6 protein-coding genes are annotated in these 6,287 nt (G+C 31.6%); 4 read left to right on the forward strand and 2 right to left on the reverse strand.

The window, feature by feature from the left end:
• Positions 1-98: 98 nt before the first annotated feature.
• The gene (locus tag COC46_RS12490; RefSeq protein WP_098810043.1) at positions 99-644 is read left to right on the forward strand and encodes a hypothetical protein; all 546 of its coding nucleotides are present in this window, start codon (positions 99-101) and stop codon (positions 642-644) included.
• Positions 645-1,323: 679 nt separating this feature from the next.
• Here the strand turns inward: COC46_RS12490 and COC46_RS12495 are convergent.
• A complete protein-coding gene (locus tag COC46_RS12495) occupies positions 1,324-2,733 on the reverse strand; it encodes a SpoVR family protein (protein WP_098810044.1) in 1,410 nt (469 codons plus the stop codon).
• 160 nt (positions 2,734-2,893) lie between these two features.
• On the opposite strand from COC46_RS12495, the gene COC46_RS22195 reads away from it, so the two are divergent.
• From COC46_RS22195 to COC46_RS12505, 3 genes are all read left to right on the forward strand, one after another.
• Positions 2,894-3,034, forward strand: coding sequence for a hypothetical protein (locus tag COC46_RS22195; RefSeq protein ID WP_176545139.1), 141 nt, complete (start codon positions 2,894-2,896; stop codon positions 3,032-3,034).
• A 194-nt stretch (positions 3,035-3,228) separates the two neighbouring features.
• Positions 3,229-3,993, forward strand: a complete 765-nt coding sequence (locus tag COC46_RS12500) for a hypothetical protein (RefSeq protein ID WP_098810045.1) — start codon at positions 3,229-3,231, stop codon at positions 3,991-3,993.
• Positions 3,994-4,390: 397 nt separating this feature from the next.
• Positions 4,391-4,660, forward strand: a complete 270-nt coding sequence (locus COC46_RS12505) for a hypothetical protein (protein WP_098810046.1) — start codon at positions 4,391-4,393, stop codon at positions 4,658-4,660.
• Between the two features lie 137 nt (positions 4,661-4,797).
• On the opposite strand, the gene COC46_RS12510 is transcribed toward COC46_RS12505, so the two are convergent.
• Positions 4,798-6,033, reverse strand: a complete 1,236-nt coding sequence (locus COC46_RS12510) for an IS110 family RNA-guided transposase (protein WP_098810047.1) — start codon at positions 6,031-6,033, stop codon at positions 4,798-4,800.
• Between the last annotated feature and the right edge of the window lie 254 nt (positions 6,034-6,287).

Raw genomic sequence — 6,287 nt, forward strand, 5'->3', positions numbered from 1 at the left:
GAATGATAGATAATTTTTTTTCATAGCTAGAAAAGTGCTAGGGAATGATATCTATCAAGAGATAAGAATTATTTACTATTTTCTAAGAGGTACGAGACATGGATCCGAAAGTACAAACTTATTTTGAAGACTTAGAATCAAAAGACAAGAATTTGCAATACGAAGCTTTTAACTATATTATTTCCGCTACAAAAGAGAAAGTGGATTGGGCATATGAAGTATGGGATCGATTAAAATTGGAGCTAACAAATAGGGGGAATCACCAAAGATCAAGAGCTGCACAATTTCTTTCAAATTTAGCAATTAGTGATCCAGAGAAGAGAATGCTAAATGATTTTCCTGCGATTTGGCACGTTACATATGATCCGAAATTTGTTACGGCAAGACATACTTTACAGTCAATATGGAGAGTAGGTTTAGCTGGTCCAGAGCAAAGAGCAATCGTGATAGAACACCTAGTAAATCGATTTTTAAATTGTCAGGAAGAAAAAAACCATACACTGATTCGTTACGATATCATTCAATGCATGAGAAATCTGTATGATGCAGTTAAGAATGAAGAGATTAAGCAAAAGGCTTTAGCGTTGATTGAAGCAGAAAAGGATCCAAAATATCGAAAAAAATATATGACAGTGTGGAAATAAAGCACATTTAAAGTGAACCGAAAAATTTAGACAAATAGTTTTATGCTACTAAAGAGGAGGGGAATCTTTAACTTAATAGTAAAAAGAGTTAAAAAAGGAAAGAGTTTAATCTAACGACAAATGATTTATGCGAGTTAATTTCGAAAGGGATTATGATAAGTAAAATAATGATTTTAGAAATTGGAGTGGAAAAAGGAGGCTGACTCAAAAGCCCTATTTGATTACTTACTTTGTATACCTATTCTAGGTATCCTTATTTATATTTTTACAACAAATACAAATAGAAATGATTTTTATGACGGTATTGGTATGGTTATAGTTTCAGTAATATTATTATTGAGGTCTATTGAACATTTTTTATTGAAAAAGAAAGATTATTTTTATTATTACGTAATATTTGCAGTTTTTGTATTCTTATTAGGATTAGACAATATTCTAAGATAAAAAAATTCCACATTCCTTATCCAACTAATGCATGTATTAGTCGAACAAGGAATTAATAAATACCTTTATAAATTTAAAATCATTAATTAATTAATTAAAGTATGATTCATGTTACTTATTAAAGTTTAATCAAAATTTGAACCCATATCACATTGCTAACATGATCTAGTCGATGTACTATGCAGTAAACAACGTTTAAGAATTAGCTAAAATAAAAAAACGCCTAAACAGGCGTTTACAAATTTTTACGATTTACATTAATTCCATCATAACTAAATAATACAGCTTTTCCATCCATTCTTGTCTCGATATGAGTCTTTCTTCCCCATAATTGGTATAAATATGGCAAAACTTTCTCTAGATATTTAACGTCTAATTCAGTCTCTTCAAATGAATGCTTTAAATATAATTCACCATTTTTTTGATAGTCCCCATCATTTACAGTTATATAAGGATATCCTCCATTCGTACGCATATTTACCAATTGATCACGTACATTCACCCAGTTTTTATCATTAATCTTATATTCTTTTCCTTGTTTTTTAAACAAGTACAAGTCTTTGTTCATCACAAATTCCTTTGATAAATAGTTTCTAATAAAACTAGTATCTGATTCAAGCTCACGTACTTCAAAAATTTTTTCAGTTCCTGAACCAACTTTTACCCCATTTTGTTTCATTTCTTCAGACGGATTGTTATATCTTTCTTCAATATGCTCAAACATTTTTAGTCCAAAATAGTAAGGGTTTATACTTGTTTTTGAGGGCTGTACTACACTTGCATTTAATTTTGCATATTCAATTGATTCACCTGATGTTAAATCTAACTCTCTCATAATACGTTGATGCCAAAGACTAGCCCATCCTTCATTCATAATTTTTGTTTCGAGCTGTGGCCAAAAATATAACATTTCCTCTCGTAACATTGTTAAAATGTCTCGTTGCCACTCTTCTAATTCGCGACTAAAATGTTGAATAAATAGTAAAAGATCCTTTTCAGGTTGTGGTGGGAATTTCTTTTTTCGAGGTTTTACAGGAGTAATATTTTCTTTTTTATTATCCAAGTTCCATAAATCATCATATGGTCCTACTCGAGGAAGAGGAATGATCATTTCATCTTCTAACTGCCACGATAATCTATTTCTTACGATAGAAGGGTCAATATGTTCTTGGATAGCTATAACTGCATTCAAAAATTCTTCTACTAACTTTTTTCCATATTTTTGTTCATATTGTTTAATTCTTTCAGCTGTTGCAGCCATGCTTTCGACCATATCTCGATTTGTATTGCTAAATCGCACATTATTTTTAAAGAAATCGCTATGAGCGAGTACATGGGCAACTATCAATTTATTTTGAATCAGGCTATTGGTATCAAGTAAAAATGCATAACATGGGTTAGAGTTAATCACTAATTCATAAATCTTACTTAATCCTAGATCATACTGCAACTTCATTTTATAGAATTTTTTTCCAAAGTTCCAATGTGAATATCTAGTTGGCATTCCGTACGCACCAAACGTGTAAATAATATCAGATGGGCATATTTCATACCTCATTGGAAAATATTCAAGCCCAAATCCTTTTGCAATTTCAGTAATTTCATCTATTGCATACTCTAATTTACGTAAATTATTTGAGTCCATTATTATTCCCCCTACTATGTGTAATGACAATGTATGATAATTTTTGACGATATATACTATGGAGTTTAAATTAATAATTTCTACATAAAATTTTTAGCTTAAATGAATTTACAAGACAAAACCTCTTTTATGTGGAATTAATCTAATTTAGAAGGGAAATGTGAAAAGGAAATATCTAGATTTATTTGGTGAAGTTTTTATGACCAATATACGTGCTGAAGCAATAGATGAATGGGAAAGAATTATTGAAGGTAAGATGGAATATGAAGAATGCCAAAAACTCTATAATAAGCATATTTAGAGCATGATCCGAACCAAAAAGAAATACTTTATGCGATTACTAAATGGGGAGAAAGATCTTAATCTTATTCAACATAATGGCAGAATAGTTGAATAAGAAATTTTAGAAATGGTGTATTTTCTCAAAATTAGATTTCTGTCAATTTACCATATAATAATAATTAAGAGTTTAACTTTATAAGAGGAGAAAAAATGATGAATCGAAAATTTTTAGCCATTTCAGGTGTTCTTTTAATGCTGCTATCGATCTTACCAGCGTTTAATATTGTTCGTGAACTATGGATTGACCATACGCTAGTAAACCGTTATGAGATAGAAGATGCTCTATTAGATGTGGACAACGAACATGACCATCATTTTGTTCCTGAATTCACTTTAAACAATCAAACTATCACATTTAAAGAAGAAAGAACTGGAAAAATCGCTCCTCGAACTCATTGGGATAAAACTGAACATGTAAAAGGTGGAGAGATTGTAAAGCTCCACATCCTAATCAATCATCAAGAAGTGACGAATCCGAATAAGATTTGGTTATCGAATTACGATCGAGGATTAAGGTACTTTTATTGGGTTGGTGTAGCCGTTGTAAAGGATCTTAAGTCAAAAACTAGTGAAATCAAAATTGTGCAACGATTAACAGGTGACAACGAGGAAGTGAGTAATAGTAAGTGGAAAGTCATCACCATTCACCAAGATAATCGGATAACGGAAGAGAAATTTTCGTATAAACACCGTGGTAAATATGCATTAGATGTTGGTGTGATCAATTTTACGAATACAAATAACTCCTTTAAACAATTGAGCTATCATTCAGATATCTTAAAAGGAGATGGCTATCCCTCTCTAATAGGATTTATATTTTTCCCTTTAATCTATCCATTCGGAACATTATTGTACAGTATTGTTGCACTGATTATTGCGTTGTTTATGCGACGTAAAGGCAATAATCTACAAATGTAACTAACGCAGTGCGATAGTTGCATACAAAGAGTACTTAATTGGTGCTCTTTTTTTATTGAAGTAAATGGCAGATTAGTTAAATAACGAATCACATTACTAATTGAAGAAAAGTTAAAATTTACGTATTTTAGCAAAATTAGAATTACGTCAATTTACCGTATTATGAAAATAGGAGTTTTATTAGAATTAATCAGTTTGAAGGAAGTAGAATTGCAACTTTCTCAAAATATTAAGAGGTGAAATATAGATAAAAAATCAGTAATCACCATTTGGTTAGTTTATATAACTCTAGATAGCATGAAAACTTTAGATATTTCCTACTTTTGGATTTTAACCAATTAACTAAATTAATTAAAAATTTTTTACCTTCTTTGATTATGAAAAGTGGAGGGATATTTTGAAATTAGGTTCACTAATGGTATTCGGTGTAACTGCAATATTTGTGGAAATTGTAAGTTTTATGAAAGATAAATTACATTCTCATTTCCAATACGAGAATGTAATCTATTTTATGATTATTTCGTCGGGGTTAACTGTGTTCATGTTCATGTTTAAAAAAATAAATCCATCTATTACAAATAAAAAGATTAACGGCATCATAAGTACTTGTGTTCTTGTGGTTATTCTTATCATACTTCCATATTTACTTTCTAAAATCGTTATATAACTAAACCAGCTAATAGTTTGTCAATAATTTTCAATGAAAAAATTTTGTGACTCATGTTATACTATTTTTGACATGCCAAATAATCTTCCACTCATTCGGAAATTGGAAGATTATGGTAATTGAAAGTGGTTCAGATTTTAAGCTAGATCTTGGAAAGTGGTTTTGCTTTTTAACAGGGCATAAATCCAATGTAATAGTTTGTTTACACAAGCAATAACTGTTACTCTAAATGGTTTTCCTTCTTCGCGCTTTTTATCATAAAATTGTCGCATTCGTTTATTTCGTGGAATGATTTCGTCTGTTGTCTTACTCTTACGATTATCACGAATTGCACACCGAACAGCCATGAATAACGCATGTCTCAATCGACTAGAACCACGTTTTGTAATTCGGTTTCTACTGGCTGTGAATTTACCAGATTCAAAGACACTCGGGTCAACACCAGTGAAAGCCACAAGTTTTTTAGGATTATCAAACCGATCAATTTCACCAATTTCAGAGATAATCGTTGCCGCGATTTTTTTTCCGATACCTGGAATCGATTGGATGATAGTATATTCTTCAATTTCTTTTACGAGGACATCTATCTCTGCTTTTAAATTGGATAGATGTTCTTTGTATTGAAGAACCATTTTAATATGCATCTCAAGCGAAATAATAAGGCTTCTATAAAGATTTACTTGAAACGGATTTTTTTCAGCCGCAGTCATTAAAAGCTTAGCTCTTTCGTTTGCCCATTGTTTAGAACGACTAGTACATAAAGATGCGATTCGTTTAGCTAGTTGATCTTCACCTGCTTGTAACACAGCTTCAGATGAAGGAAACTCCAGTAAAGTTAAGAGTGAAACATTAGAATACAAATCTCCAAATACACCTCGATATTCAGGAAACACTTGATCTAGAATCGCTAAAAAATGTAGTTTTGCCTGAGAACTAATACCTGTTAAATGATCGTGCTGTCTGGTTAAATTTCGCAGGTTTAGTAACTGTGCACCACGTTTTTTATGTGGCTCTAACTCTTCTTTGTAATACAGCTCGCAGAGGTGGTACGCATCAATGACATCAGTCTTAACCTTTCTTAAACTCGAACTTTTAGCTCGATAAGAGATTAATGGATTAATAACGATGTAAATATAATTTAAGCTATCTAAGAACTGCATAACTGGAGAATGGTAATGTCCTGTCGATTCCATTATTAATACTGGTTTTGAATTGGCTTTTTCTTCGATACTCTGTAAGAATTGATGTAGCTGCTTAAACCCTTCAACTGTATGTGAAATTTTAAAACTTTTTTTAAAAGGAGTCTTTCTATCTAAAAAAGCTTGTATTTGACTTTCTCCTTTTGCGACATCCAGACCAACTACTGGATTCATAAACTATCTCCTCCTAAAACTATTAAATTTATCGGTTCCCCTAATACTCCCTTATAGTGTCATAGGTTCGCTTGTTATTCGGGTTCTTTGTCCCAACCAGCCCAAAGCATGTTTCTATAAGTAGGGGGTGAACTGTTTAGTTGACGGGGTCTAAGCCCCACTAATGCTTCGTTCTACCCCGACTACTTAATCATAAGACCATATAAAAAATGGTCAACCAGAAATATTAACTGGCTGACCTTATAATACGAACT

It is taken from the genome of Bacillus sp. AFS041924 (assembly GCF_002577195.1).
Classification (GTDB): domain Bacteria; phylum Bacillota; class Bacilli; order Bacillales; family Bacillaceae_G; genus Gottfriedia.

Coding starts and splice junctions, on each gene's coding strand:
- COC46_RS12490 (WP_098810043.1), top strand. CDS start 99: ATGGATCCGAAAGTACAAACTTATTTTGAAGACTTAGAATCAAAAGAC.
- COC46_RS12495 (WP_098810044.1), bottom strand. CDS start 2,733: ATGGACTCAAATAATTTACGTAAATTAGAGTATGCAATAGATGAAATT.
- COC46_RS12510 (WP_098810047.1), bottom strand. CDS start 6,033: ATGAATCCAGTAGTTGGTCTGGATGTCGCAAAAGGAGAAAGTCAAATA.
- COC46_RS12500 (WP_098810045.1), top strand. CDS start 3,229: ATGAATCGAAAATTTTTAGCCATTTCAGGTGTTCTTTTAATGCTGCTA.